This window comes from Pseudomonas sp. Soil_N_39 (genome assembly GCF_057655955.1).
The window spans coordinates 410,637-434,821 of sequence record NZ_JBDGLI010000001.1; the positions used below are offsets into that span (position 1 = coordinate 410,637).

A 24,185-nucleotide genomic window follows, 5' to 3' on the forward strand; every position below is an offset into this window, starting at 1 on the left:
TTTGTTCATATGGATAAAAAACCATGAAAACAGGCATTTGCGACGAAACGCGAAAGCGGTCACAAAATCGCAAGATGCACCGCGACTCATCCTGCCCGTTGTGCATAAGCGTCTAAGCAAAACGACATAACCGCCGAATTCAGTGCCCGCCCTTCGGTGGAAAACGGCTTTTACCTCGACGTCGGCGCCAACCATCCGACAGATGATTCGGGCACCCGTGCGTTTTACGACCGCAGCTGGCGCGGCAAACATCGAGCCAGTGTCGGCCTACTACGACGCGCTCTGCCAACAACACCGCGACGCCGGCATGGACGTGCGCAACCAGACCGTCCAGTCCCGCACCCTGGCCGCCATCTGCGAGCAATACGCCCTGGACCGCCCCATCCACTTCCTGAAAATCGACGTCGAGGGCCACGAAGAAACCGTGCTGCGCGGCATGGACTTCACCCGCTGGCGCCCCTGGATCATCCTCATCGAAACCCATGGGCCCGCGACCAGGTCTGGGAAACCCTGGTGACCGACGCCGGCTACCAGTCCATCCTGTTCGACGGCATCAACACCTACTACCTCGCCGAAGAACACCTGGCCCTCAAACCCGCCTTCGACATCCCCCCGTGCAACCTCGACGGCTTCCAACTCTGCAAAGGCCACAAATTCAGCCACCCCGTCGACGACACGAACCAACAACTCAGTGTCGCCCTGCAACGGGCTGAACAAGCCGAAGCCCAACTCCATGCCATGCAAAACAGCCGCACCTGGCGAGCCCTGAACAAACTGCGCAACCTGCTGCACCGCGCCTAAGCCGGACCTGCGCAAAAATAGTCAGAATTCAGGGGTTTACAGAACGCACCCAATCGCTATAATCGTCGCCCACACGCCGGTATAGCTCAGTTGGTAGAGCAACTGACTTGTAATCAGTAGGTCCCGGGTTCGACTCCTGGTGCCGGCACCATACAAAACAAAGCCCTCGCAGAAATGCGGGGGCTTTGTTGTTTCTGGGGTGTTCACTTTTCGTCCAAACCCTGAAAAACCTGTGGGAGCGAGCTTGCTCGCGATGAGGCACCAAACCCACCGACAATCTTTCGGCCAAGACAACGGGGTGCGTTTCCTAGACCAGCTCAACCAAACAACATCTTTTGCCAGTGATCCTCACCCACAATGGCAATCGAAGCACCCGCCTCCCGCAGTTCCACTGCCTTCATGATCTTCGTTCCGTAGGTGCTGTGGCGCCATTGCTCATTACCCACGCTGCCGACCACCAGGTAATGCACCTTCTTACTCACCCCGCCCCCAATCAAACCGCCACGCTCCTCGACCAATGCCTGACAATCTTTGCGTAGCCCAAAGGCCATGACGCCTGTGAATACAAACATTCGGCCATCCCATACCAAATCAGGGGCTGGGAAATTGAACGGAAGGTCAGTAGGAACAACGGCGAAAAGCTCCGCCGACCTGCGATCTATCGATGCCCACGCCAGAAAAACTACTCAGAACGTTAAGCAGCTCAAGAGACTCATCCGGGTCCAGAGCATCATCCCGAAGCATGGACGCCAAACGCGAATAGGCCAGATTGATCACCGGGTCATTCAGACAGGCGAGGTTGCCTTCCAACCATTGCTTTAGAAAAACCGCTTCGTTGGTTTTCACGATACCGTCCAACGCTATTCCAGCAGCCAACCCCACTAGGGCATCGGCGACGCGTTGATCAATGCGGGGGCGGTGGAAGAGGTTGCTGTTTTCAAATTTGTTATGTAGGCCCATTACGAATTTTCCTTCGGGCGTGTATTGGCTCGACACTAAAACATTGCCAACTGAGGAAGTGCTGGGTTCAACCTAGCACTCCTGCGCGCGCCCTCTTTTTTCAAGGAAAAAAATCGCCTCCTTTCCCCTCGCGTAGACGCGCGCTCGATAGCTTCATGCTGGGTAGCGCTCTCTTCTATAGCCGTTTCATATCGCAGTAATTTCTCAGGTATGCTATGAATTAGCAGCGACATCAACGACAATTGGTTTACATAAAGCGCATCAGGATGGCGCATTAAAATGAACCTCAACGACTTCAAGAAACTCATTAAATCCCAAGCACCAAAAAACATTGCGGAAGAGTTCATACTGAAGAAATCGATACATGCCTTTGAAACCGCAGCAGAGTACAGTGATTATCTAGACATTATTAAGCAAGATCATCAAAATGCTTATCGGATTGCCATCGTCGGCTCGGCAAATTGGAAATTCAGTTTAAATCCTGAAAAAAATCTAAGCGAATTCCACGTAAAGTCCGATATTGACATAGCAATTATTTGCGCCGAACACTACTTACAAACGTGGGATGAATTAAGATCCTTCCACAGAAATCAGTACTATTCAATGGGCCTAGATGCGAGACACTCCCTGCGGAGGAACGGAGAAAATGTTTATTCTGGCTTTGTTTCACCTAAATGGGTTCCATCGCTAAAATCAACATTGCGACAGCGGTATGAGAAGCTGACAAACAAGTACTCGAACATATCGGTTGGCTATAGAGCCGTCAATATGATGTACTTCCGAAACATGGACGAAACAATTGACTATTACGTGCGTGGAATCCGCGCCGTAAAAAGATAAGGGATACCTATGGAATACGAAGTTAGTCTACAAACCATCGCATGGTTTAATCGCCTAAAGAGTGATGATAGCTTACAGATAAGTCCTAAGTTCCAAAGAAGAGCCGTTTGGATGGATAAGGAACGCTCCCTCTTGATGGACACCATCCTAAGTAACCTTCCATTTCCAGAAGTTTATATGCAGGTTCAGACGGACACTGACACTGGAGATCAGCAGCATATCGTTGTGGACGGCCAGCAGCGGATAACATCTATCTTGCAATTCATTGACAACTCATTTCCACTGCCTATTAATGACAATTGGAAAGGCCAATACTTTAGAGATCTAAATGTTGAGCAGAAGGAATTGTTCTGGGATTACAAAATCGTGGTTCGCTTCCTTAGAAAGACAAATGATGATGAAATCCGTAACATTTTCACTAGGCTAAACACCAACAACATCGTCCTCAACGATCAAGAGCTGCGAAATGCAAGATACACAGGTCATTTCAAGCAATTAGCTGAGCGACTAGCAGACAACCCTTACTTCCAGAGCATTGGACTTTTTACTGCAAGAGATGTTCGCAGGATGCTTGACATTGAATATGTTAGCGAGCTTTTTGTTAAGACAAGTGTATGGAATCACTAACAAAAAAGACCTGCTAGAACTCGCTTACATGGAGTACGACGATGAATTCCCTATGGAAGTCGAACATGAAAACTCGTTCAACTCGACCATTGGCTTAATAAAAACTATTTTGGACAAAGAAAACTTACCACTTTTCAAATCCAAGGGTGTATTCCACTCTCTGTTCGGCGTCTGCCTTGAATACAACAACTCACTAGACCGCTTGTACTTCCAAAATATTGACGAAGTAAAGCGACGCCTTACCGAGTTAGTTGTCCGTGCCAAGAACAATGATTTTCTTCCGGAGGACACCGACATTGCATCCTATGCAGAGGTTTCGTCTCGATCCACGTCAGACAAATCTAAACGAGCAGAAAGAGAGAGAATATTCTGGGAAATAATTAAAAGCGCGGAACAACTAAATTAGTTTCAATAGGCAATAGCCATTAATGCGGTACCTATAAATAAGCGTCGCGCGACTGGCTTTAACCGAAAATTCAACGAATTCGGGGGCACAAATTCGGGGACAGACTACGATTACTGGAGGCAATGGACTAGACTGCCCCTACGCTGGCCTCTCAAGGGAGCTTTTGAGGACTCTTTCCTGCTCCAACGCCGGGCAGACATCGCTACCACCTGATTATTGGAGGCGAACTTACCTTGAACGGAGACCTCTACGGCGGAAAAGTTACGACGGCTTGAGCAAGCACCACCTTCACGATCTCATTGGAAGGTATCCTTCCGACTGAGTCAGTCCTGCCTGCCCACCGAACTCAGGGCTATAGATCATCCATTGAAACTTTAACCCGCTGTGGAGCGGCAAGCCGCTCTCGCACCTTAAGGATCAAGGCTACATCATCCTCGTTCGTCAGGACCGACTTGGAGGACAATTGGCCCTTGTGCGCCACAACCCGCATGGCTTTTCCCGCTGCCATTTGATGTTCAGAGTCGAACACGTCCTGCTGAAATTGCTCGCATTCATCATCCAAACGGAAATCTCCTCCAATCGCTCGACTTCGCGCGTCGATAGCCGGCTATTTCGACAGGGATGTAAATTATTGCCCATCCATAAAAATACCTAAACCTCACCCGCCAGCATCACGCCACGATTGCAGCCTCCTCAATCGCCCGCTACTCTCTGACCGTCGCTGCCAATTCAGTGACCGGGCGTGAGAACCCGAAGCAATCAAGGCGCAAAAGCGCCCATAATCCATCGCGGCGTTTTTTTTCGCCTGCGATGTCGTTTTATGGCGGCTGTGCGTGGGAGACCTTCGGGTCTACCGGTTGCCTTGATTGCCGGATTCTCACCCCGCGCATGGCTGCCACCCCAACCTGTGAGAAGGTCGGTGGCAGCTCTTTCAAGTCAAGGAGCCAGACAATGCCAAACCCGCAAGACCTCAAAACCCCAGGCCTAACCCCCTTCTGCTACCACTCCGACCGCCCGCTATTCCGTGTCAACAGCGGCATCCCCATCGGCGAAGCCCTGTCCCACGCTTCCGACCTGCTCCACGTTGCCAAGGTCCTGGCCGAGGACGCGGCGATGATCCGCAGTACGGACCGGTATGCCTGGGCGTCGTGTTATTTGCAGGATATGAGCAAGGCCGTCATCGATGACGTGGTGAAGGTGCTGGAGGCGCCGGGGAGCAATCCTGCTTAAGAGCTACTGGTGCAATGCTGCTCACTGAGCGGGGCACGGGAGCACGCTCCCTCGCCACGGGGGTTACGGAGTAGTTCCGGGGCAGACCACGATGACTGGCTGCAATGAGTAGACAGGCACTAAATTAATCTGCCCCGTTTTCCGTCTATAAATTGTCAGGAGGTCAAACCACCTGTAAATCACGTAGGGCTTCAGGATGCTGAGTCGCGACTCTCAACAATGTCTGCGCAGCTCCTGTTGGTTGACGACGCCCCTGTTCCCAGTCTTGCAGAGTGCGCAAACTGACTCCGAGCAATTTGGCGAACGCATTTTGAGAGACCCCCACTTTGGCTCGCGCTTGGGCGGCAGCCGATAAAGGTACTTCTGTTATACGAGCCGCCTTGCCAGCTTTCATTTGACGTACAGAATCCAACAAGTCTTGCTGGAACTGCTCCAGTTCATTGACCATTGCTGATTTCCTCCTTCAGTTGCTTGAGGAAGGCTGTGGGTAAATTGTCGAATTTCGCCTTGGTGTAGGCGATCAGCAACCAAATAGAGCCTTCGGCAAGCGTGTTGTAATAAATGACACGTGCGCCACCTCGTTTGCCCATTCCGCTACGGGACCAACGGACCTTTCGCAAACCTCCGCTGCCAGGAACGACATCACCGATCAGCGGATTGGCCGCCAGCCAAGTAATGAACTCGTGACGTTCGCCATCGTCCCAGATGGACTGCGCATAACGTTTGAAAATTTCAGTTTCGATAATCGTGTACATGTGTCGGACTATACGGCCTTGCCGTATAGTCCGACAAGACGCGTTTGTCTGATGGGAGCCTTCCTAGCTGTACGTCCATCGTCTCTCCACGACTTTGCGCTCACTCCAGCGGGAGCAAGCCCCCTCGCCACGAGCTTGCAGCGAATTCATCAAATCATTTCCTCCGCCGATAGCCTCAGATAAGAGCATCGCCTGACCCAAGGCTCGGCCGGCACTCGACTACACTTTCCCAGAATTCCCCCGCTCCAGGAGCAGTAGGCAATGAAGATCCGCACCAAGGTCATAGGCTCGGGGTTGGTCAGTCTTTCCTTTGCGTTGCTGCTCGGTGGTATCGGGCTGTGGGGTTATCACTCCATGACCGAGGCCCTGGTGCAGAACGAGACCAGTATTTCGGCCATGCGCAAGCACATGGAGGCGGACATGATGCACGACGCCATTCGTGCCGATGTGCTGGCCGCGCTGCTGGTGAAGCCGGGGGATGCCCAGGGGGCGAAAGAGGTGCTGGAGGCGTTCGATGAGCATACGCAGCGGATGCGCAAGGTCATCGCCGAAAACGCCGAGGCGAAGTTGCCGGGGGATGTCGCCAAGGCGATTGGCGAGCTCAAGCCACAGGTCGAAACCTACATCGATAAAGCCAAGCAAGTGATCGGCAAGGCGCTGAATGGCGCCCAGGATGGCCAGGCGTTGCGGGCGGAGTTCGACGGGGCGTTTTCGGCGTTGGAGGAGCGCAACGAGGCGGTGAGCGAGCTGATCGAAAACCAGGCACAGTCATCGCGCGAGCATCAGGACCACAGCATTCACACCTCGGAGCGCTGGCTGATCGCGACGTTGTTGGCCACCTGCGTGGCGCTGGCGCTGTTGTCGTGGAGCCTGCTCAAGGCGGTGCTGACGCCGCTGAACAAGATCATCCTCAATACCCAGGCGATTTCCCAAGGGGATTTGCAGCGCTCGATGGGGGCTCAGAGCAAGGATGAACTGGGTCAGTTGCAAGGCGTGATCGAGCAAATGCAGACCAATCTGCGGCAGATGATCGCCACCATCCGCAACCAGAGCGATGAATTACACGGCACGTCCCAGAATTTGGGCGATACGGCGCGGCAGATTGTGTCCAGCGCCGATCAGCAGGCCCAAAGCGCGACCAGCATGGCGGCGAGCATGGAGCAGATGATGGCGAACATCAGCCAGATCCATCAGCACGCCGACAGCGCCCGGACGATTTCGGCGCAGTCCGAACATTTGGCGAGCAGCGGCGGCCAAGTGATTCTCGGGGTGGTAGAAGGCATGAACCGGATCGCCGAGGTGGTCAACCAGTCGTCCAGCAAGATCACGGCGCTGGACGCCTCGTCTGAAGACATTCACTCCATCATCCAGGTGATCAAGAGCATCGCCGAACAGACCAACTTGCTGGCCCTCAACGCCGCCATCGAAGCGGCCCGCGCCGGTGAGGCGGGGCGCGGTTTTGCGGTAGTGGCCGACGAAGTGCGCAACCTGGCGGCGCGCACGACGCAGTCCACCCAGGAAATCACCGCGATGATCGAGCGCATCCAGTCCAGCGCACGGGACGCGGTGGCGAACATGCAGGCGTGCGTCAGCCGCGTGGACGAAGGTGTCAACCTGGCCCAACAGGCCGGGGTCTCCATCAGCGAAATCCGCACTGGTGCCCGGCATGCGGCCGAAGTGGTGGAGGAGATTTCCCAGACGATTGCCGAGCAATCCAAAGCCAGTGACGAGATGGCCCAGCGAGTGGAGTCGATTGCCGAGCAATCCCGTGAGAACACCCGCTCGATTCACAACCTGACGCAAACGGCGGATCAATTGAACGATGCGGCGGGATCGATGCAGGCTTCGGTGCAGCAGTTCAAGATTTGATCAGTCGACACTTTTGTGGCCAAGGAGCTGGCTCCCGCTGGGCTGCACAGCAGCCGCCAGTTTCAATAATCGTCAATTATTGAAAATTATGGCTGGGCAATAATTATTGCTCAGCCATAAAACGCGATAAAAAGCCCTGGCTCACACCTGACTCACCTCAAACACAAACGAAATCTCCCGCTTCTGGGCGCTCCAGACGTATCGAATATGCTTGCCCTGCACCGGAATCGACACCGCCGGGGGGCGAAACGCGGCCACGCATTCATGGCCAGGCAGGCGGACGCTGTTGTACAGCAGCCCCCAAGACAAGGTTTCCCGCAGCTGTCGGGCGAACACCTGGGATGGGCCGTAGGCCGTAGGGTCCGGATTGTGGAGGTGGGGGTAGTCGTGGCGGATGTCGTGCAGGGGTTTGACGACCTTGTTGACGTAGGTGCGCATGGTCAATTCCAGGTCTGGCTCGTTGGTCGCCCCGAGAAATCGTGCCTGGTGGTAGCAAGTTTCGGCAATGGCGGCTTCCTGGCTGCTGGCGGCGTAGTAGACGCCGAAGGTGCCGTCGCTGAAGCGGCTGCTTTTGCCGATGTGGGTAAACGCCGCCATCACCGGCGAGGAGCCGGGCCCGGAAACGCGGTCCTCGGGGCGGACCCGGGACAGCACGCCGGCTTGTTCCATCAGCCGGTCATTGGTCAACGCCTCCAGGGCGTAAGCCGTGGGCAGGTCTTCAGGGTCGAGTACGTCTTCAAACAGCGAAATCGGGGGGAAGCTGCTGTTGACGATCCGATAGGCCCGTTTCCATTGCGGGTCCGTCAGTGGTGGCACCATCAGCCGCGCACTCCATCGAGGTATCGCCGCACATCGGCGATGTCCACCACCCGCCCGGTCAACATGTAGGACAGCGCCGACTGACCGTTGAACGGTGCCGCGGTATTCGGGCTGCTGATCCACTGATAGGCACGGTCACGGCTGTTGCTGAAGATGATGCTCAGGGCCTTGTGAATACCCATGAGGTATGAAATGCGCTCCAGCGTATCGCGAGGCAGCTTCACGTTTTCCGGCAATTGTTTGTATTTGTAGAAAGTCGTATTTCCCACCTTGCCCAGCAATGTGCGTTGCTGCTCGACGCTGCAGCCCCAGAGCGCCATGAGATTGAAGAAAAACTTCAACGCGACTCGACCCGCGTCCGGGGAGTCCAATTGTTGCTGTGCGTTGAGGGTGATGGAGGAAGTCGCCATGGGTTTGGGCTCCTTTTTAGCGGGGTGGTGCTTAGAGGATAGTACATATATGGATTATTTTTAAGTTTTTATTCGTATACGAATAAAAAAGCCTGAGTAGATAATTTTCCACGCTTCCTCTTGTTACATTTCTGACTTGAAGAAGAACAGGGGGACGGGATTGACATAAACCTTAGCCATGTCAGAAAATCGGCCTCAAGAGCGCGAAACCGACTGCCTTCAGGTGGCGATAGTCGGCGTTAGGAACCCCGTTGATAACCTGAACATCAGCGCTCGGGTGAGACCTCTTCTCCCCTGCTTGAGGGAGCACAATATCAAGCGCCTCTTCAAAAAAAAGCAGCCCTTGGGCTGCTTTTTTCATTCTTGGGGGGCCAGGCATCGCTGATAAACCAAATGGCCATGTCTGTGCTTGTTGAGTGTTTTTTATCGCAATTCATGAAATTCCAGAGTACCTGTCCATGATCGACATTGATCACCACAAGCATCTGGTATTTCGCCGCGTAAGCGCCGATGAACGCGAGACGATACGACCCATCAGAATAAAGAACCCGCCAAATCTCCAAAGGGTTGCGCACCGTATCCACTGCAAATTCCGTGAAGCGCTCTCGAGCGTTGGGTCTTTTCTCAACGATATGTAAAAGGTAGCGCCGCCTGACAATCACCGGCACATACGGTGTATCTATCCAGACAGTATCCATACCTTCCTGCAGCCCAAAACCCAGGGCTACTTGTTTCAGGGCACTGTCGAAGTCAACTGCACCGGGTAATTCCCGCACTGGGGAGGCCGTTGGTGCGACCGAAATATCTCGAATATCGGGCAAGCCAAGATTTTTCCAGCTTGTTTGCCCAGACACCTCCTTCGTCCCAGGAAGATTCATGCAAGTGACCTTCAGCAACCACTTGCATGTTTCGTAGACGCCGGTAATTACCTTTATCCAAACGATCCAGACGTGGCGATGCTTCTCTAATGTAAGCGCCACATTTCAACCGTTCGAACAACACGCGGGATATCAGCCAGAGCCTTTTCTTTCCTGGGAAGTTTCTGACAAGGTTGCAGGCAAAGCGTTAACCAGGCGAACGATACAAGCCAATTCACGCCAAACCGGCAAAATCCCCAAATCCCGCATAAGCTCCAACCATCGCCAGCCAGCGCTTTTCGGCACAAAATCGCGACAAGCGTGGCAAGGTGCATGATGATAGCCAGCATGACCACCTGGCCCGGCCCAGGTGCACAACAATAGCGAGCCCACTTAAGCAGAGGGCATTACCTCATGGATAGCAGAACCCTACGCAACCTTATGCGTATCGTGCAGACCGGCTCGTTGTCGGCAGCGGCCGAGCATTCGTGCCTCACGGTACAGGCGTTGGCGGCGCAGTTGAACAAGGTCGAGGAACAGTTCGGTTTCCGGTTGTTCCGGCGCTCGAACAAGGGCCTGACGTTGACGAGCCAGGGCTCGGAATTGACCCCTTTCATGGATCAGGTGCTGATTGCCACCCGGCAATTGGAGGAAAAAGTCGCGGCGCTCAAGACGCCGCGACAGCGCACGCTCAGAGTGGCGCTCAATACCACCCTGCCGGCGGAGTTCAACCGGCGGATGATTGATCGGTTGATCGCCGTGTTCCCCCAATATCAATTGGAATTCAGCTACGCCGAGTCGATGGAGAACCTGAGCAAGCTCAGGAACGAAGATTTTGACCTGGCGATCCTTATCGGGCAGCAACCGGGCGGCTTTACCAGCATCACTATGCCGGATGTGCAGGTGCAGGTGGTTGGCGCCCATTGTGGCGACGAAGACGATTCCCTTGGCCTGCTGGGTGGCAAGTTTCAGGTGCGTCCGGCAGAAGAATGTCCGTATTCCCACAGTTTCCTGCGCTTTCTCGACGCTGGCCTGGGCGAATACGGGTCGAGCCAGCGGATGGTGTATTCCTGCAGTGAAACGCTGACGTTGTCGCTGATCACCCAGCTCGATGGCTTGGGACTGGTGTCCCTGGAGGCAGCGTTGCGCAACGGCCTGGCGATTTTCCCGGACTTCGAGGATTTCCTTGAGGTCCGCCTGGCCGTGAATAATCCGGAGCTGTCTGGCCAGGCGCTGCATGATGTGGTGGACCTGACGCTACAGCAACGAACCGAGCGCGATGTACGCCGCCGTGCCCAGCGCCACACTGAGAAACAGGTTGCGGCTGAAATACGCACATAACAGCGTCGGAATCGCGGCATAAAACTCAGGGCGATCAAGCTGTATCTGCTGGTCCTTGATCAACAACGGGGTCAGGCTGATGGCAGCGACGATCGCCACTGGCAGGTATTCCAGGGCACGGGCGACGAAGGGCGGCCAGTGGTCGGTATTGATCTGCAGCGGCAGGGCCCGCGGCAGGAAGGTCACCGCCATCATCAGGACCACGACCAGAATCAGGAACGTTTGGTCAAGCATACGCCCACCCCGCAGCCAACGAACGTGGCAATGAAGACATTGAACGGCGAGCTGCCCAGCAGGCTCAGCCCGCCCATGCAGACGACAGCCGCCAGGGCTGCGATCAGTTTGTTACGGGTGTCGCACAACGAAACCAGCACATAGAGCATCATCGCCGTCAGCGCATAGTCGAGCTGGTATTTGATGAGGTGCGCCGCGTATTGCGCGCACACCGCGCCCAGCAAGCCACCGAGCACCCAGGACGTATGGCAGAACAGGTTGAAGCCAACCAGGTAGCGCACGCTCACCGGCGCCCCGCTGCCAAGCTTGACGCTGTGGAAAGCGAATGACTCGTCGGTCAGCCCTGCCGCGTAGCACCAGCGCTCGAAACGACTGAGCCCCAGCGCACGCAGAGCCTTGGCCATGTAGACCGACATCAGCATGTGCCGAGCATTGATCAGGAACGTAGTGAGCACGATGGTGGTCAGTGACGCACCGCTGGAAATCAACGCCAGCGCTGCGAATTGCGAAGCGCCCGCGTAGACGAACAGGCACATCGCCACCGGCAACCACAGGGGCAGCCCGGCGTTGACCGCCATCAGACCGAACACAAACGAAACCGTGAAATAACCCGCTACCACCGGACTGGCTTCAGCAAAGGTACGCGAGGCTTGTGGTTCGACCGCCAGCGGCTGGCTGGAAGTCTTGTTCATAAATCCCTCTCGAAGGTGATTTCACCCCGGGGCTCACAGAACCCCTGGGCGGCCCAGAAACGCTTGCCGGCCAGATTAGCATCGTCGACGAAAAGGAACATGCGCAGCACGCCGACCCGCTTCATGTCCGCCGATGCGGCCTCGACCAGGCGCTGGCCCAGGCCTCTGGTGCGATGCCGCGGGCTGACCGCCAAGTGATTGATCGTGCCACGGGTACCGAGCATGCCGCCGATCACCGCGCCCACTACTTCGCCGCTCGCATCGATGGCCAGGTAGGCGGTGGTGGTTTCCTGTAATAACACACCACGCAAGAATCGGGCGTCCTGCCACTCGCAGAAAGACACTTCGTCGAAACCGCGAAAGAACCGCTCCAGTCGCTCGGCGTCCCGGATCATCGCCCGGCGCAGCAGGACTTGCTGCGTCGGCTCGTCCATGGGTTCGAGCCGTTCAGCGAACAATGTCGAAAGCGGTCCCGGGCCGCGAGAAGGAAATGGCCAGGATCTGCCGGTACGCCATGTCATGGCTATGGGTGTTGCGTGCCGGGGTCACGTAATGACGCATGTCGCGATCCAGGAAAAACGTGGTGTCGAGGATGTCCTCGTAGGTCGTCGCCGCCAGCTGTTCTTCCTGGGCGGTGTACAAGCGGCTTTCCGCACCCGCCACATTCTGGCGGCCCCAGAAGTGCACGCCGCTGAACGGATAGCCGTCGCAGTGAATCCCTTCGGGGGTGATTTCCAGTTGTTTACCCGGCTTGATCTCGATGCGGATCTGATGGATCTGGCACTGCCAGATTTCATCGTGCAGCTCCTGCGGCAGAACGTTCTTGTACACCTCGAAGTCCGTGTCGATCAGGCTGCGCATCACCGGCGAATTGATCACTTCGTTGGAGAAATCCTGGAAGTGCCGCTCCAGTCCGCCGACATAGCTGTTGTTGGCCTTGGACTGAACGTAGGCCCGGTGTTCGAGCTGCTTGAGCTCACGGGTCGTAGGGTTGTATTCGAAGTCGCTGTAGCGGCGAAAACGCATGCCTGACTCGGCCTGGCCGTAGTAACTGTCGGGCTCCATGTTTTCCCAGCTTTTGGTCAGCCGGACAAAATCGCCGAAATGACCGTAGAGGTTGAAGTCCCCACCGCGAACGTTGACGAATTTGTCACGTCTCAGCGCTTCGCCCACTTCCCTGTTCAGAACGATCATTTTTCATAGGTCTCCACTGCATTGAGCGGCCTAATCTAGTAGGTGCAGGATTTACGTCCATGAGAAAGTATTTGAGGCATTTCAAGCGACGCTTGAAACGGTGGGCAGCGTTGCATTAGTACGACTTTTTCTCGGGAAAACAGGTGGTTTCAGTGGCTTTTCTGGCGCTAAAGGCCAAAAGAACCCGAGTTTGGCGACGCAACCCTATTCACTTCAGGCAGGTATGAATCAATTGTGGCGAGGGAGCTTGCTCCCGCTTGAGTGCGCAGCGCTCACCCAAGAAGGGCTGCTGCGCAGCCCAGCGGGAGCAAGCTCCCTCGCCACGGTTTTATACGCTCGTAACCTGATCAGGCATCAGAAGACGCTGATCGGGTAATCCACGAACACCCGCAGCTCATTGCCGCTGACGTTGTACTCGCTGGACTTTTGCGACACCCGCAACACGGAGCTGCGCAACCTGACGCTCAAGTCCTTGGCCGGGCCGCTCTGGACCACGTACTTGAACTGGTTGAAGATCTCGCGCTCGGTACCGCCTTCGCTGGTGGAGGTGGTGATGTTATCGCCACGCACATAAGCGACGTTGTAGGTCAGGCCCGGTACGCCAAAGGTGGTGAAGTCCAGACCGTAGCCCAACTGCCAGCTGCGCTCATCCTCAGCGTTGAAGTCGGACCAGTAGGAGTTGGCCAGGTAGATGGTGTTGCCGCCATCACCCACCCGATTCTGCCCGCGCTGATAGCCACCGTAGGCGTAGCCCAGGTTGCTGTCGCCGGTGCTGCGCTGGTGAGCAAGTGTGAAGCTGTGCGGGCCGGTGGCGAAGGTGGCGGCCAGGCTCCAGATCTTGTTGTCGTCGCCAGTGACGTTGTTTTCGCGAACGTAGCTGTTGTCCAGCTTGGTGCGATAACCGTTGAAGTCCAGGGTCAGGGATTGATCCTTGGCCAGCGGAAACACGTAGTTGGCGTTCACGTATTGCTTCTTCAGTACGTCCTCGACATCCGAGGCGTAGAGCGAAGCCTTGAACTGCTCGGTGAACTGATAGCTGCCGCCCAAGACGTTGATCGACTTCAGGCCACCGCTGTCACGGCCCTCGGCGCTCTTGCGCGATTCGGCGGTGAAACGGCCGGCATTCAGTTCCAGGCCCTTGATCTCCTTGGAGGTGATCAGCGTGCCGGTGTAGCTTTCCGGCAGCAAGCGCGAGTTGTCATAGCTCAGCACCGGCAGGGCCGGCATCTGGTCACCGTAGGCCAATACAGTATTGGAGACACGGAACTTGACCGCCGCACCGAACTTGGACAAGTCATCGGCCGCGTTGCCGCTGTCACCTTTCTTGAAGAAATCGATGCCTTGCGCACCGCTACGCCCCTTGCCGCCGTCCAGACGCAACGCGTACAGGCCGAAAGCATCTACACCCACACCCACTGTGCCTTGGGTGAAACCGGACGAGAACGTACCGATGGCCGCCTGGCCCCATTCGGCCTTGTCCTTGTTGCCGTCTTTGTAGTCGCGGTTGATATAAGCGTTGCGCAGCAGCACTTTCAGGCTGCTGTCTTCAACGAACCCCTTTGATTCCGCCTGGTCGTTGGCCATGGCGTGTGTCGTGCTCAAGATCCCCAGTGCGATCAAACTAATGCGCTTGTTCAACATGATTATTTTCCTTGTACGGGTTGATACGCACCGCGGCGAGCAGCCGAAATGGCGCTTTGCGCTCTTTTTCGGACTCTTGCTCCTGAAAATAATGAAAAGGCCCGCCCACGTCTGATCGTGTCGGGCCTTTTTATTATTTAAGAGTCATGGCTGTCAGCCACAGGCGTAGGGCGAATCCTAGTCGCGCCCTCAACGGTGTGTCAATTTCGTGAATTGTCTGTAATTAGGCGAAAAATGTCTAAGAACCGATCAAAACGAACAACCATCCAAACCGCAAGTCGCTGATGGCGCAGCGGCCTGCTCCGGCAGGGTTTGCTTCAGCCATTGGGCGAAGGCCTCGGGCTTGCCCAGCCAGGGGCCGATGTCGATCAGCGTGAACCGGCCGTCCTGCTCCAGGGCCAGGGTTGGGAAGCCCTGGCCGCCGACCTGGGCCAGCAAGGTGCGGCTGGCCTTGATGTGCCCTTGCACATCAGCCGCACGGAACGCCGCCAGGAATGCCTCGGCCGGCAGGCCGACGGAGTGAGCGAGTTCCAGCAGGACGGCGTCGTCCGAGATGCGCCGGCCTTCGACGTAGTGCGCGGTTTGCAAGCGCCCCAGCAGTTCCAGGCCGTGGCCGCCGAGCTGTTCGGCCGCCAGGACGGCGGCGGTCGGCGGCGTCGAATCGAACACCGCGCTGTGGTCTCGCAGCAAGCCTTCGAAATAGTCCTCGCCAAATGGCTGCCCGGAATATTCGGCGATGCGCCGGTCATGGGGCATCACATAATTGCGCAACTGCGGTGAGACCTGCTGGCGATTGGTGCCGGTCATCATGCCGCCGCCATGCAGGGTCACCGGCAATACGCTCCGGGCCGCCTGCACCAGCGGCTTGGCGCCATAGCACCAGCCGCACAGCGGGTCGTAGATGTAATGAAGAGTGGTCATGGAAACTCCGCTAGCCATGAGGGTTCGATGGCAGCAGGTTAGTCTCTGGAGTGCTTTGGAAAAACGCTGGAACGGTTTTCAGTGTGTTTCGTGGATCGGGCGAATGCCCACTTGAATTGAACACCCTCCCACAGGGATTTAAGTGAATTCGACATCCAGCGGGCACAAAAAAAGCGCTGCCATCCCGGCCAGCGCTTTTTATCAATCCGTCGAATTCTATCCTTGCATTACATCCCACAACGCTTCCAGCTCTGCCTCGCTAAACAGGCCAACGGGATAACGCTCAACGATCATCCGGCGCGGATCAGGTTCTCTGATCTGACGCGTTCCGTTGGACTTCAACCACTGCGCCAAGGCTTGAAGCGACTCACCATTAACGGCCAAGGGATGGCATGTGCGCTCGCTTGTCATATTCATTCCAGCGCCCTCTCCTGGTTGATGAGCGGCTAATTTATCCAAGGTTTATGACAAAACAACTCAGCTCCACTCCCCGGAACTGCCACTGATCCGATACAAGAGCTATGCCAATGTAACCGCGCCCCCCATTAACAGACACAAAAAAACCCACGGCCCAATCGGGCCGCGGGCTTGCCGGGATGGATCCAAAATCGCCGAGTTAGAGCCGGCGCAGGCGCTATCAGCAGGCTGTTACATCGCCACTCATTTTACGTATGGCGCGGGTTGCTGTTGGGTAAGGCAATGGATATTCCCGCCGCCCAGTAACAGTTCGCGCCCTGGCACCATGACCACTTCGTGCTCCGGGAACAGGCTCTGCAGAAGCGCCTGGGCCGGGCCGTCCAGCGGATCGTCAAAGCTGGGCGCAATGATGCCGCCGTTGACGATCAGGAAGTTCACATAGGAACCGGCCAGTCGCACGCTCGGGTTGCGTTCCTGGGATCCCTCCACCGCATCCACCCCCGCACATTCCTCTTCGGTGGCATACATCGGCCCCGGAATCGGCATTTTGTGCACTGTGAACGGGCGACCCTTGGCATCAGTGCTGTTTTCCAGCACGTCCATCGCCGCATGGCAGCGGGTGTAGTTCGGGTTTTGCGGGTCGTCGGTCCAGGCAAGCAGCACCTCGCCAGGACGCACGTAGCAGCAGAAGTTATCCACATGACCGTCGGTTTCGTCATTGAACAGACCGTCCGGCAGCCAGATGACCTTGTCCACGGCCAATTGTGCGCTGAGTACCGCCTCGATTTCTTCACGGCTCATGTGCGGGTTGCGATTGCGGTTGAGCAGGCATTCCTTGGTGGTGATCACGGTGCCTTCGCCGTCCACATGGATCGACCCGCCCTCGAGCACAAAACCTTCGGTGCGATAACGCGGGCTGCGCTCGATCTCGAGGATCTTGCTGGCCACTTGCGAATCGCGGTTCCACGGCGCATACAGGCCGCCGTCAAAACCGCCCCAGGCGTTGAAATCCCAGTCGACACCGCGCACTTCACCGCGGTCATTGATCACGAATGTAGGACCGGTATCGCGGACCCAGGCATCGTCGCTGGACATTTCCACCAGGCGGATATTAGGCACGTCGAGGCGCGCCCGGGCATTTTCGTATTGGGCCGCGGAGACCGCCACGGTCACCGGTTCAAAACGGGCGATGGCCTTGGCAACCGCGACATGGGCAGCCTGCGCGGGCTTGCCGCCCAGGCGCCAGTTATCCGGGCGCTCGGGCCAGATCATCCAGACCTGGGTCTGGGGCGCCCATTCGGCTGGCATGTGGAAACCATCCGCGCGCGGAGTGCTGTGCAATGTTGTCATGGGTCATCTCCTGGGGCGATGGGCAATGACACCTTTATAGACGATAAATATCGACTAATAAAGTCTAAAAACCTAACAACCACCAGAAGGAAGGTAAAAACATCGACAAAAATCGATTTAAACACGCTAAGCCCCTGTGGGAGCGAGCTTGCTCGCGATAGCGGTGGGTCAGCCATATTAATAGTGGCTTGGACACCGTCATCGCGAGCAAGCTCGCTCCCACAGGGGAAACAGCTTCACAGCTTGACGTTCCCGATCGGTTACAGCCCCTCGTCCAATACCTTCGCCAGCATATCGACAAAGAAATCCACACTCTGACGCGTGGTCACCATCGGTGGTTTGATCTTGAGGATGTTCAGATAATCGCCCGTCGGTTGCATGAAGATTCCCAATTCTCGCAGGCGATCGCACAGCGCCATGGTTTCTTCAGTGGCCGGCTCCAAGGTCTCGCGATCACGGATCAGCTCCACGCCCAGGTAGAACCCGGAGCCATGCACCGCACCGACCAATGGATACTGGTCGATCAAGGCCTCCAGTCGAGCCTTGAAATGCCCGCCAACCTCCCGGGCATTTTCCCAGAGGTTGTCTTCTTCCATGACATCCAGCACGGCCATGCCGATCTGGCAACTGACCGGGCTACCACCGGCCGACGAGAAGAAATACCCCTCGGCTTCCAGCGCTTCGGCGATTTCCCGGCGGGTGATGACGGCTCCCAGCGGCTGGCCGTTGCCCATGCCCTTGGCCATGGTGATGATGTCCGGCACCACGCCTTGCTCTTCGAAGCCCCAGAAAAACTCGCCCATGCGCCCGTAACCGACCTGCACCTCATCGGCGATGCAGACCCCACCGCGCTCGCGCACCATCGCGTAGACCTGCTTCAGGTAGCCAGGCGGCAGTGCGATCCCACCAGCATTGCCGTACACCGGTTCGCAGATGAAACCGGCGAGCTGGCGCTTGCTCTCGGCAATTTTCGCCAGATTGTGCTCGACGCTACGCACGTAGTCCGGCGCACTGTCGGGGCCACGGAACTCGCCGCGATAGGTGTTCGGGGCGGTCACCGGGTGCACCCACTCCGGGCGACTGCTCAGGGCCTGGGGGTTATCGGCAATGGACGTCGACACCGCATCGGCGGCCACCGACCAGCCGTGATAGGCCTCCAGCACACTGAGCATGTCCCGTCCGCCGCTGTAGGCCCAGGCCAGGCGGATCGCCAAGTCGTTGGCCTCGGTGCCGCTGTTGACCAGGAATACCCGGTCCATGTTGGACGGCGACAGCGCCAGCAGGCGCTCGGAAAACTCGGCGATCGCCGCATAGTGGAAACGCGAGTTGGTATTGAGCAGCGACCATTGCCGGGCAGCCACCGCCGCCATGCGTGGATGGCCGTGGCCCAGCACGGCGACGTTGTTGAGCATGTCCAGGTACGAGCGGCCCTGCATGTCGATCAGGTGGTTGCGCCAGCCACGCTCGATGCGCGGCGGATCGACGTAGTAGTGTTTCTGCGAACGGGCGAAGCTCGCATCGCGGCGGGCCAGCAGTGCCTCGGGATCGACGTCTGGCTCGGCATCGCACGCCAGCCCCAGCAGCACCGCCGGCGAAGGGCAAAGCGCCTGCCAGGCCAGGGCCCTGGAGGGCGTGCAGAACAGCGGCGGATTCACCTGGGCGCCCCGGCACAACTGGACCTGCAACGGCCCTGTCACTTCACCCAGCACCTGCCCCTTGACCAGCGCCGCGCCGGAATGCAGCGGCGATGTCACGCCCCACAAGCGCACGCTCAGTTGCGCGCTGTCCAGTTGCAACATGCCGTCGGCGGTCTTGTGCACAACCCCGGCGAACGGTGATTCGAGCGGCGTACCCTGGGGAACACTCAACGCCACGTGCAACGGATAAGTGTCGGGTTCGACGGCGCTGTCCGGACGGGTGCGAGACAAACGGTACTGCCCGTAGCGGCTGGCGGCCAGGCCGTGAAGCCCGGCGGCTTCATCCAGCAGGCGCTGGTCGATCCCCGGCTGCTCCCAATTGCCAGCCTCGAAATGCGGGCTCAGCACACCCAGGTCAATCAAGGCGAACTCACGCCCTACCAGGGTCGGCAAAAGCGGCGCAAAGCCCTCGCTGGCAATGGCCGGAAGGCTGTGGCCGACGGCGGTGAGAATCGCCGCTTCCATCAGTTCGAAGGGCACCGAGTGGGCGACGCGGAAAATTTCCCACTCATGGGCCAGGTTGTCGCGGCTGTATTGATTATCCGGGTCGATGGAAACCTGCTGTTCACCACTGAGCACCAGCACCGCGGCGCGCGCCACGATCAGCGGCCACAGGGCCAACAGCTCCTGGCGCTGCAAGGGGTTGACCGCGTGGTAGGCCTTGATCGCCGGCAAGATGAAGAACGGGTCGCCGTCGGCGTGATGCAGCAGGGCCGCGCACGTCACCGACAAGTCAGTGATGCGCCACGTACGGACCAGGTCGCCGAAATCGATGACGCCCTGCAAGTGCCACTGGCGCTGGGCATCGCGCTGCCAGACCACGTTGTCATCGGTGATGTCCATGTGGATCGCCTGCACCGGCAGGCTGGCCTTGAGCGGCTGCAAGCGTCGCTCGGCCTGTTGTGCAACCTCGGCAACCAGATGGCGCCGTTGTTCATCCTCAATGACAGGCAACAGGTACTCGACCAGAGCCGGGGCGTGGCGCGCGTCCCATTGCAGGGTGCGCTCCAGGCCCGGGTGATCGAATGTCGCCAGGGCCAGGTCCATTTCCGCGCACAGGCGGCCCAGGCCGGTCACCAGCTCGGGCGTCAGGTGCTTGAGCTGCGTGAGGGACTGGCCGTCGATGTACTCCAGCAGTCGCATGTGAACCGCTTGGCCGTCGACGTCCAATGTCAGCAGGTCCTGGCCGTTGGCGGCCGCAATGACCCGCGGCACTTTCACCGCGTCGTGTCCGGCCAACTGCTTGAGGGCGGCGTGTTGGGCCTCTATTTCCGGGACAGCGTAGTCACCGTGGCAAATTTTCAACACAAAGCGCCCGCGCTCGCTGTCGACGCGGTAGTTGAGGTCCTGGTTGCTGCCAAGGGGGCGCAGGTCACCGCTGAGTCCGTAATTCGAGCGCAGCAGCACCAGCGCTTGCTCGGCGCTGATCTGTGGGCTTGGCAAACTGGCACGGTGAACCAACGTAGCGAATGGCATACAAGGACCCCTGAGGTGGTTTTGTTCGGATGCCTATCTCGCCACTGAGTCGGAGGATAAGCAACCCCCCTGTTCAAAAATATGCACAGTCCTCTCGAGACGCTGTGTGGGGAGGGTGCATCCGTGGGATATTCGCTTGCACCGCTCCCGCCTTGCCGACAAGCTATGCGCCTATGCTTTGTGGTCCCACGGAAAAAGGCTTTAACCGGATGCGCATTCTCATCACTGGCGGTGCGGGCTTCATCGGCTCGGCGCTCATACGGCACTTGATTCTCGATACCGAGCACCAGGTCCTGAACCTCGACAAGCTGACCTACGCTGGCAATCTCGAATCGCTGAGCAGCATCGATCACGACAGCCGCTACGAATTCGTCCAGGCCGATATTGTCGATCAAGCGACCGTCAGTGCGGTGCTGGCGCGATTCCAGCCTGAGGCCATCATGCACCTGGCGGCCGAGTCCCATGTGGACCGCTCCATCGATGGCCCGGCGGACTTCATCCAGACCAACATTGTGGGCACCTACAGCCTCCTGGAAGCCACCCGCGCCTACTGGCAGGCCCTGGCCGAACCGCAGAAGCGCGCGTTTCGCTTCCACCACATCTCCACCGATGAGGTGTATGGCGACTTGCACGGCGTGGATGATCTGTTCACCGAAACCACTGCCTATGCCCCAAGCTCACCGTATTCGGCGAGCAAGGCGGCGTCCGACCACTTGGTCCGCGCCTGGCAACGCACCTACGGTTTGCCCGTGCTGCTGACCAACTGCTCGAACAACTACGGGCCGTTTCATTTCCCCGAAAAATTGATTCCCCTGGTGATTCTCAACGCGCTGGCTGGTAAACCGCTGCCGGTCTACGGCAACGGTCAGCAAGTGCGCGACTGGCTGTTCGTCGAAGACCATGCTCGTGCGCTGCTCAAGGTCGTCACCCAAGGCGCGGTCGGCGAGACGTACAACATTGGCGGGCACAACGAGCAGAAAAACATCGACGTGGTGCGCAGCATCTGCGCGCTGCTCGAAGAATTGGCGCCACGCAAACCCGAAGGGGTGGAGCACTATGCCGACCTGATCAGCTTCGTCCAGGATCGCCCAGGCCATGACCTGCGCTACGCCATCGACGCCAGCAAGATCGAACGGGAACTGGGCTGGACACCTCAAGAAACCTTCGAGACCGGGCTGCGCAAGACGGTGCAGTGGTACCTCGAAAACCTGCTGTGGTGTCAACGTGTCCAGGACGGCAGTTATCAGGGCGAGCGCCTGGGCTCGCTCGACAACAAGGATGCAATTGCATGATGAAGGGTATTGTTCTGGCCGGCGGTTCCGGCACCCGCCTGCACCCGATTACTCTCGGGGTTTCCAAGCAGCTATTGCCGATTTATGACAAGCCGATGATTTATTACCCGATCTCGGTGCTGATGCTCGCGGGCATCAAGGACATCCTGATCATTTCTACCCCTCAGGACCTGCCGCAATACCGCAACCTGTTGGGCGACGGCCAGCAGTTTGGCGTGCAGTTCAGCTACGCCGAGCAGCCATCACCCGATGGCTTGGCCCAGGCGTTCCTGATTGGCGAGCAGTTCATTGGCGGCGACTCGGTGTGCCTGATCCTGGGCGACAACATTTTCCACGGCCAGTATTTCGGCGAGCAACTGCAGACGGCCATCAACCGGACAAGTGGCGCGACAGTGTTCGGCTACTGGGTCAAGGACCCTGAGCGATTTGGCGTGATCGACTTCGACTCAGAAGGGCGGGCGATGTCAATCGAAGAAAAACCCACCGCGCCTAAATCCAGCTACGCGGTGACCGGCCTGTACTTCTACGACAACGACGTGATCGAGATCGCCAAGGCCATCAAGCCATCCAAACGTGGCGAACTGGAAATCACCGACGTCAACAATGTGTATCTGCAACGCGGCGACCTGCACGTCGAGCGCTTCGGCCGTGGGTTTGCCTGGCTGGACACCGGCACCCACGACAGCCTGCTGGAAGCCTCGCAGTACGTGCAGACCATCGAACATCGCCAAGGCCTGAAAGTGGCGTGCCTGGAAGAAATTGCCTACCAGCAAGGTTGGGTCAGCCGCGAACATATCCTTGAGCGCGCCCAGTATTTTGGCAAGACCGGCTACGGCCAGTACCTGTTCAAGATCGCCGGAGAAACACGTTGAACGTCATCGCCACCCGTTTGCCGGACGTCCTGATCATCGAACCGAAAGTCTTCGGTGACGATCGGGGGTTTTTCTACGAAAGCTTCAATGCCCGGGCGTTTGCCGAGGCAACCGGCTGCACCCTGCAGTTCGTCCAGGACAACCATTCACGCTCCACCCGGGGCGTGCTGCGGGGCCTGCACTACCAGATCGAACAGGCCCAGGGAAAACTCGTGCGCGTCACTGCCGGGGAGGTGCTGGATATCGTGGTGGACATTCGCCGCAGTTCGCCGACCTTCGGCCAATGGGCAGGCGTTCGCCTGTCGGCGCAGAACCATCGGCAGTTGTGGGTACCACCAGGATTTGCTCACGGCTTCGTCGTGCTGAGCGAATCGGCGGACTTCCTCTACAAGACCACCGATTACTACGCGCCCTCGGCCGAACGCTGCATTCGCTGGGACGACCCGCAACTGGCCATCGACTGGGAGCTGGAAGGCGCGCCGATCCTCTCGGCCAAGGACCAGAACGGCAAGGCCTTGCACGAGGCAGACCTGTTCCCATGAATACCCCCCTGCGCATCCTGATTATCGGCCAGAATGGCCAGGTTTCCCGGGCGCTTCAATCGCGCCTGAGCGGCATGGGCGAGTTGCTCGTACGCGGCAGCGACCAGCTCGACCTGGCGCAGGCGGATTCCCTGCGCGCGCCCATCGAGGCCCTGAGGCCCGGCCTGATCATCAATGCCGCCGCCCACACAGCCGTCGACCAGGCCGAGAGCGAGCCGGAACAAGCCTTTGCCATCAACGCCACGGCACCGGGCATCCTGGCCCAGGCCGCGGTCGAACTAGGCATACCGTTGATTCACTACTCCACCGACTACGTCTTCGATGGGCTCAAGCCCGCTCCCTACACCGAAGACGACACGCCCAACCCGCTGAGTGTCTACGGGCGCAGTAAACTGGCCGGCGAAAATGCCATCCGCCAGGCTGGCGGCCAGCACCTGATCCTGCGCACCAGTTGGGTCTACTCCACCGAGGGCCGCAACTTCCTGTTGACCATGCAGCGCCTGCTGCAGGAAAAACCGCAACTGCGGGTGGTGGCCGATCAGATTGGCGCACCAACCTGGGCCGGCACCATTGCCGACAGCACCGCCCAACTGATCGAGCGCTGGCAGGCCGGTCAACCCGGAGCCTGGGGCACCTATCACCTGACGGCCCGGGGCGAGACTTCCTGGTTCGGTTTCGCCCAGGCCATCGGCGAAAACCTGCTCGAACGACACAAGCCGTGTGCGCTGCTAGAGCCCATTGCATCCAGCGACTATCCGACGCCGGCCCCTCGGCCGTTGAACTCGCGCCTGGATTGCAGCCGCCTGCTCAAGGAATGGGCGGTGAGCCAACCCGACTGGCGAAACGCGCTGCAACAGTGCCTTGCCGGACAAGCCTGGTAAGGCCTTACAAATAGTATTTGCGAAGCAACTAGGCATAATACGCCTGTCACCACAGGCTCCC

25 protein-coding genes, 1 tRNA gene and 2 pseudogenes are annotated in these 24,185 nt (G+C 57.9%); 12 read left to right on the forward strand and 16 right to left on the reverse strand.

The window, feature by feature from the left end:
• Window positions 1-126: 126 nt before the first annotated feature.
• Window positions 127-801 (forward strand): annotated as a pseudogene (locus AC3A5O_RS01715) (FkbM family methyltransferase).
• A gap of 75 nt (window positions 802-876) precedes the next feature.
• Window positions 877-952: transfer RNA gene (locus AC3A5O_RS01720), tRNA-Thr, on the forward strand.
• Window positions 953-1,118: 166 nt separating this feature from the next.
• Here the strand turns inward: AC3A5O_RS01720 and AC3A5O_RS01725 are convergent.
• Window positions 1,119-1,761, reverse strand: a pseudogene (locus tag AC3A5O_RS01725) (BRCT domain-containing protein).
• A 279-nt stretch (window positions 1,762-2,040) separates the two neighbouring features.
• Between AC3A5O_RS01725 and AC3A5O_RS01730 the strand changes: the two are divergent.
• From AC3A5O_RS01730 to AC3A5O_RS01740, 3 genes are all read left to right on the forward strand, one after another.
• Window positions 2,041-2,601, forward strand: coding sequence for a hypothetical protein (locus AC3A5O_RS01730; RefSeq protein ID WP_487752789.1), 561 nt, complete (start codon window positions 2,041-2,043; stop codon window positions 2,599-2,601).
• A gap of 111 nt (window positions 2,602-2,712) precedes the next feature.
• Window positions 2,713-3,228, forward strand: a complete 516-nt coding sequence (locus AC3A5O_RS01735) for a DUF262 domain-containing protein (protein ID WP_487752790.1) — start codon at window positions 2,713-2,715, stop codon at window positions 3,226-3,228.
• 28 nt (window positions 3,229-3,256) lie between these two features.
• Window positions 3,257-3,634: a hypothetical protein gene (locus tag AC3A5O_RS01740; protein WP_487752791.1), complete on the forward strand. Its 378-nt coding sequence runs from the start codon at window positions 3,257-3,259 to the stop codon at window positions 3,632-3,634.
• A gap of 352 nt (window positions 3,635-3,986) precedes the next feature.
• On the opposite strand, the gene AC3A5O_RS01745 is transcribed toward AC3A5O_RS01740, so the two are convergent.
• Window positions 3,987-4,196 carry a hypothetical protein gene (locus AC3A5O_RS01745; protein ID WP_487752792.1) on the reverse strand — a complete coding sequence of 70 codons (210 nt, stop codon included), beginning with the start codon at window positions 4,194-4,196 and terminating at the stop codon, window positions 3,987-3,989.
• A gap of 389 nt (window positions 4,197-4,585) precedes the next feature.
• Between AC3A5O_RS01745 and AC3A5O_RS01750 the strand changes: the two genes are divergently transcribed.
• A complete protein-coding gene (locus tag AC3A5O_RS01750) occupies window positions 4,586-4,864 on the forward strand; it encodes a DUF3077 domain-containing protein (protein WP_024619250.1) in 279 nt (92 codons plus the stop codon).
• 163 nt (window positions 4,865-5,027) lie between these two features.
• Here the strand turns inward: AC3A5O_RS01750 and AC3A5O_RS01755 are convergent, their stop codons facing one another.
• Window positions 5,028-5,312 (reverse strand): helix-turn-helix domain-containing protein, encoded by a 285-nt coding sequence (locus AC3A5O_RS01755; protein ID WP_178082461.1) that lies wholly within the window; start codon window positions 5,310-5,312, stop codon window positions 5,028-5,030.
• Window positions 5,302-5,619 (reverse strand): transcriptional regulator, encoded by a 318-nt coding sequence (locus AC3A5O_RS01760; protein ID WP_487752793.1) that lies wholly within the window; start codon window positions 5,617-5,619, stop codon window positions 5,302-5,304. Before AC3A5O_RS01760 ends, AC3A5O_RS01755 begins: the two co-directional genes overlap by 11 nt.
• A 261-nt stretch (window positions 5,620-5,880) precedes the next feature.
• On the opposite strand from AC3A5O_RS01760, the gene AC3A5O_RS01765 reads away from it, so the two are divergent.
• A complete protein-coding gene (locus tag AC3A5O_RS01765) occupies window positions 5,881-7,488 on the forward strand; it encodes a methyl-accepting chemotaxis protein (RefSeq protein ID WP_122565225.1) in 1,608 nt (535 codons plus the stop codon).
• Window positions 7,489-7,629: 141 nt separating this feature from the next.
• Here AC3A5O_RS01765 and AC3A5O_RS01770 read toward each other — a convergent pair whose 3' ends face one another.
• The 3 genes from AC3A5O_RS01770 to AC3A5O_RS01780 all read right to left on the reverse strand — a co-directional run bounded on the left by AC3A5O_RS01770 (window position 7,630) and on the right by AC3A5O_RS01780 (window position 9,595).
• Window positions 7,630-8,307, reverse strand: coding sequence for an RES family NAD+ phosphorylase (locus AC3A5O_RS01770; RefSeq protein ID WP_305469260.1), 678 nt, complete (start codon window positions 8,305-8,307; stop codon window positions 7,630-7,632).
• A complete protein-coding gene (locus AC3A5O_RS01775) occupies window positions 8,307-8,717 on the reverse strand; it encodes an MbcA/ParS/Xre antitoxin family protein (protein WP_014336071.1) in 411 nt (136 codons plus the stop codon). The genes AC3A5O_RS01770 and AC3A5O_RS01775 overlap by 1 nt, the downstream gene beginning before the upstream one ends.
• A 326-nt stretch (window positions 8,718-9,043) precedes the next feature.
• Window positions 9,044-9,595: a PBECR2 nuclease fold domain-containing protein gene (locus AC3A5O_RS01780; protein ID WP_487752794.1), complete on the reverse strand. Its 552-nt coding sequence runs from the start codon at window positions 9,593-9,595 to the stop codon at window positions 9,044-9,046.
• Window positions 9,596-9,988: 393 nt separating this feature from the next.
• Here AC3A5O_RS01780 and AC3A5O_RS01785 point away from each other — a divergent pair, with 393 nt between their 5' ends.
• Complete coding sequence (locus AC3A5O_RS01785; RefSeq protein WP_487752795.1) at window positions 9,989-10,915, forward strand: LysR family transcriptional regulator; 927 nt, start codon at window positions 9,989-9,991, stop codon at window positions 10,913-10,915.
• Here AC3A5O_RS01785 and AC3A5O_RS01790 read toward each other — a convergent pair.
• From AC3A5O_RS01790 to AC3A5O_RS01830, 9 genes are all read right to left on the reverse strand, one after another.
• A complete protein-coding gene (locus AC3A5O_RS01790; protein ID WP_487752796.1) occupies window positions 10,832-11,149 on the reverse strand; it encodes an AzlD domain-containing protein in 318 nt (105 codons plus the stop codon). The two genes, AC3A5O_RS01785 and AC3A5O_RS01790, sit on opposite strands and share 84 nt — an antisense overlap.
• Window positions 11,128-11,841, reverse strand: coding sequence for an AzlC family ABC transporter permease (locus AC3A5O_RS01795; protein ID WP_053117411.1), 714 nt, complete (start codon window positions 11,839-11,841; stop codon window positions 11,128-11,130). Before AC3A5O_RS01795 ends, AC3A5O_RS01790 begins: the two co-directional genes overlap by 22 nt.
• Window positions 11,838-12,275, reverse strand: a complete 438-nt coding sequence (locus tag AC3A5O_RS01800; protein WP_205929580.1) for a GNAT family N-acetyltransferase — start codon at window positions 12,273-12,275, stop codon at window positions 11,838-11,840. Before AC3A5O_RS01800 ends, AC3A5O_RS01795 begins: the two co-directional genes overlap by 4 nt.
• Before the next feature lie 13 nt (window positions 12,276-12,288).
• Window positions 12,289-13,035: a 2OG-Fe dioxygenase family protein gene (locus tag AC3A5O_RS01805; RefSeq protein ID WP_122565217.1), complete on the reverse strand. Its 747-nt coding sequence runs from the start codon at window positions 13,033-13,035 to the stop codon at window positions 12,289-12,291.
• Between the two features lie 354 nt (window positions 13,036-13,389).
• Window positions 13,390-14,676, reverse strand: a complete 1,287-nt coding sequence (locus AC3A5O_RS01810) for an OprD family porin (RefSeq protein WP_487752797.1) — start codon at window positions 14,674-14,676, stop codon at window positions 13,390-13,392.
• Window positions 14,677-14,925: 249 nt separating this feature from the next.
• Window positions 14,926-15,597 (reverse strand): DsbA family protein, encoded by a 672-nt coding sequence (locus tag AC3A5O_RS01815; RefSeq protein WP_487752798.1) that lies wholly within the window; start codon window positions 15,595-15,597, stop codon window positions 14,926-14,928.
• Window positions 15,598-15,813: 216 nt separating this feature from the next.
• Window positions 15,814-16,014, reverse strand: coding sequence for a hypothetical protein (locus AC3A5O_RS01820; RefSeq protein WP_003196752.1), 201 nt, complete (start codon window positions 16,012-16,014; stop codon window positions 15,814-15,816).
• 243 nt (window positions 16,015-16,257) lie between these two features.
• The gene (gene aguA / locus AC3A5O_RS01825) at window positions 16,258-17,364 is read right to left on the reverse strand and encodes an agmatine deiminase (RefSeq protein ID WP_305469251.1); all 1,107 of its coding nucleotides are present in this window, start codon (window positions 17,362-17,364) and stop codon (window positions 16,258-16,260) included.
• A 260-nt stretch (window positions 17,365-17,624) separates the two neighbouring features.
• Complete coding sequence (locus tag AC3A5O_RS01830) at window positions 17,625-20,537, reverse strand: aminotransferase (RefSeq protein ID WP_354337997.1); 2,913 nt, start codon at window positions 20,535-20,537, stop codon at window positions 17,625-17,627.
• Window positions 20,538-20,746: 209 nt separating this feature from the next.
• On the opposite strand from AC3A5O_RS01830, the gene rfbB reads away from it, so the two are divergent.
• Genes rfbB through rfbD form a run of 4 tightly spaced genes read left to right on the forward strand, consistent with a single transcriptional unit; the run spans window position 20,747 to window position 24,124 of the window.
• On the forward strand, window positions 20,747-21,829 hold the full coding sequence (gene rfbB / locus AC3A5O_RS01835; protein ID WP_354337996.1) for a dTDP-glucose 4,6-dehydratase: 1,083 nt from the start codon (window positions 20,747-20,749) through the stop codon (window positions 21,827-21,829).
• A complete protein-coding gene (rfbA, locus tag AC3A5O_RS01840; RefSeq protein ID WP_305469245.1) occupies window positions 21,826-22,701 on the forward strand; it encodes a glucose-1-phosphate thymidylyltransferase RfbA in 876 nt (291 codons plus the stop codon). The genes rfbB and rfbA overlap by 4 nt, the downstream gene beginning before the upstream one ends.
• Window positions 22,698-23,243, forward strand: a complete 546-nt coding sequence (gene rfbC / locus AC3A5O_RS01845) for a dTDP-4-dehydrorhamnose 3,5-epimerase (protein ID WP_305491518.1) — start codon at window positions 22,698-22,700, stop codon at window positions 23,241-23,243. The genes rfbA and rfbC overlap by 4 nt, the downstream gene beginning before the upstream one ends.
• A complete protein-coding gene (gene rfbD, locus AC3A5O_RS01850) occupies window positions 23,240-24,124 on the forward strand; it encodes a dTDP-4-dehydrorhamnose reductase (protein WP_305469241.1) in 885 nt (294 codons plus the stop codon). Before rfbC ends, rfbD begins: the two co-directional genes overlap by 4 nt.
• Window positions 24,125-24,185: the final 61 nt, after the last annotated feature.

What these genes read in the sequence shown, in the direction of transcription:
- AC3A5O_RS01815 (WP_487752798.1), bottom strand. Translation starts at nt 15,597, where the DNA reads ATGACCACTCTTCATTACATCTACGACCCGCTGTGCGGCTGGTGCTAT.
- rfbD (WP_305469241.1), top strand. Translation starts at nt 23,240, where the DNA reads ATGAATACCCCCCTGCGCATCCTGATTATCGGCCAGAATGGCCAGGTT.
- AC3A5O_RS01800 (WP_205929580.1), bottom strand. Translation starts at nt 12,275, where the DNA reads ATGGACGAGCCGACGCAGCAAGTCCTGCTGCGCCGGGCGATGATCCGG.
- AC3A5O_RS01770 (WP_305469260.1), bottom strand. Translation starts at nt 8,307, where the DNA reads ATGGTGCCACCACTGACGGACCCGCAATGGAAACGGGCCTATCGGATC.
- AC3A5O_RS01750 (WP_024619250.1), top strand. Translation starts at nt 4,586, where the DNA reads ATGCCAAACCCGCAAGACCTCAAAACCCCAGGCCTAACCCCCTTCTGC.
- AC3A5O_RS01785 (WP_487752795.1), top strand. Translation starts at nt 9,989, where the DNA reads ATGGATAGCAGAACCCTACGCAACCTTATGCGTATCGTGCAGACCGGC.
- aguA (WP_305469251.1), bottom strand. Translation starts at nt 17,364, where the DNA reads ATGACAACATTGCACAGCACTCCGCGCGCGGATGGTTTCCACATGCCA.
- AC3A5O_RS01765 (WP_122565225.1), top strand. Translation starts at nt 5,881, where the DNA reads ATGAAGATCCGCACCAAGGTCATAGGCTCGGGGTTGGTCAGTCTTTCC.
- AC3A5O_RS01735 (WP_487752790.1), top strand. Translation starts at nt 2,713, where the DNA reads ATGGATAAGGAACGCTCCCTCTTGATGGACACCATCCTAAGTAACCTT.
- AC3A5O_RS01830 (WP_354337997.1), bottom strand. Translation starts at nt 20,537, where the DNA reads ATGCCATTCGCTACGTTGGTTCACCGTGCCAGTTTGCCAAGCCCACAG.
- AC3A5O_RS01810 (WP_487752797.1), bottom strand. Translation starts at nt 14,676, where the DNA reads ATGTTGAACAAGCGCATTAGTTTGATCGCACTGGGGATCTTGAGCACG.
- rfbA (WP_305469245.1), top strand. Translation starts at nt 21,826, where the DNA reads ATGATGAAGGGTATTGTTCTGGCCGGCGGTTCCGGCACCCGCCTGCAC.
- AC3A5O_RS01740 (WP_487752791.1), top strand. Translation starts at nt 3,257, where the DNA reads ATGGAGTACGACGATGAATTCCCTATGGAAGTCGAACATGAAAACTCG.
- AC3A5O_RS01755 (WP_178082461.1), bottom strand. Translation starts at nt 5,312, where the DNA reads ATGGTCAATGAACTGGAGCAGTTCCAGCAAGACTTGTTGGATTCTGTA.
- rfbB (WP_354337996.1), top strand. Translation starts at nt 20,747, where the DNA reads ATGCGCATTCTCATCACTGGCGGTGCGGGCTTCATCGGCTCGGCGCTC.
- AC3A5O_RS01730 (WP_487752789.1), top strand. Translation starts at nt 2,041, where the DNA reads ATGAACCTCAACGACTTCAAGAAACTCATTAAATCCCAAGCACCAAAA.
- AC3A5O_RS01790 (WP_487752796.1), bottom strand. Translation starts at nt 11,149, where the DNA reads ATGCTTGACCAAACGTTCCTGATTCTGGTCGTGGTCCTGATGATGGCG.
- AC3A5O_RS01820 (WP_003196752.1), bottom strand. Translation starts at nt 16,014, where the DNA reads ATGAATATGACAAGCGAGCGCACATGCCATCCCTTGGCCGTTAATGGT.
- AC3A5O_RS01795 (WP_053117411.1), bottom strand. Translation starts at nt 11,841, where the DNA reads ATGAACAAGACTTCCAGCCAGCCGCTGGCGGTCGAACCACAAGCCTCG.
- AC3A5O_RS01780 (WP_487752794.1), bottom strand. Translation starts at nt 9,595, where the DNA reads ATGAATCTTCCTGGGACGAAGGAGGTGTCTGGGCAAACAAGCTGGAAA.
- AC3A5O_RS01805 (WP_122565217.1), bottom strand. Translation starts at nt 13,035, where the DNA reads ATGATCGTTCTGAACAGGGAAGTGGGCGAAGCGCTGAGACGTGACAAA.
- AC3A5O_RS01775 (WP_014336071.1), bottom strand. Translation starts at nt 8,717, where the DNA reads ATGGCGACTTCCTCCATCACCCTCAACGCACAGCAACAATTGGACTCC.
- AC3A5O_RS01760 (WP_487752793.1), bottom strand. Translation starts at nt 5,619, where the DNA reads ATGTACACGATTATCGAAACTGAAATTTTCAAACGTTATGCGCAGTCC.